The sequence below is a fragment of the Hymenobacter persicinus genome (genome assembly GCF_004167665.1).
Taxonomy (GTDB): Bacteria; Bacteroidota; Bacteroidia; order Cytophagales; family Hymenobacteraceae; genus Hymenobacter; species Hymenobacter persicinus.
In genome coordinates this window covers 1-1,010 of record NZ_SEWE01000110.1, presented here as the reverse complement: position 1 = coordinate 1,010, position 1,010 = coordinate 1, and the positions used below count along the sequence as shown (strand labels likewise).

The 1,010-nt window shown below is 52.7% G+C and carries 2 protein-coding genes; both read left to right on the top strand.

What is annotated here, in order from left to right; translation table 11 throughout:
• Nucleotides 1-669 (top strand): glycosyltransferase (locus EWM57_RS20800; RefSeq protein ID WP_207218374.1); only part of this gene is annotated, 669 nt, incomplete at its 5' end.
• Nucleotides 670-861: 192 nt separating this feature from the next.
• A partial coding sequence (locus EWM57_RS21975) for a glycosyltransferase (RefSeq protein ID WP_207218375.1) occupies nucleotides 862-1,010 on the top strand: 149 nt, incomplete at its 3' end.

Genomic DNA, 1,010 nt, shown 5'->3' with positions numbered 1-1,010 from the left:
GCCCGGGGCGAGTTTATCTGCATGATTGGCTCGGACGACGTGTACTTGCCCGACAAGCTGGCCGTGCAGGTGCCGCTGCTGCGCGATGCTCCGCCCGAGGTGGGCGTGATTACCAGTGCTATCGAGTTTATGGACGCGCAGGGAAACCGTATCCCCCAGCCCGACGATTTTGGGATTGCTCATCCTGAGGATGTGTACCTAACCCTGCTTAACTCCTGTGTCATTGCGGCGATGAGTGTGCTGGTCCGGCGCTCCTGCTACGACAAGGTGGGCTTGTACGACGAGAGCCTACCATTCGAGGACTGGGATATGTGGCTGCGCCTGGCCAAGGAATATAAATTTGTCTACTCCCCCCAGGTCAGTGCCAAGTATCGGCGGCATACTAACAGCATTTTTACCGCTCGCCGCCAGCAAATGGAGGAAGGCTCTTTGATGCTGCTCAGCAAGCACCGCGGCTACAGCGCAGAAGGAGACACAGCCATTATGCGGCAGACGCGTTTGCGTTCGGAGTTGCTTTATCAGATTGGTAGTCCGCAGGCAGCACACTGGCTCCGCGTACGATGGCAGGACGATCGGTCGTTACAGAGCTTGGGACTGTACTTGCTGGCGAAGCTTGGCGTATCTGGCAAACGGGTAATGCAATTCCAAAAAATGCTGGGTCGTCGCTAGTTATGGCATCGCAGGCAGCATTGGATTAGCAGAGCAAAACCTCTGCAGCTGAGTGCCAAGAAAATCATAGAAAAGCTAAATAATATACTATGTAAAGAAAAAATTATATTTTATTCATACTAAAAGTCGTAGATTAACGCTTATGTAATAAGGAAGTCTGACGCTTCTGATGAGATAACCAACCCACTTGGCATGCGAATGCCAAAGAATTGTAGTCTTATGGAAGAGCCTTTAGTGACAGTTGGGGTGGCCTCGTACAACAACAGCGCGTATTTGCGCCAGACGCTGGAGAGCATCCGCCAGCAGACCTACCCGCACTGGGAGCTGCTCATCGTCGACGA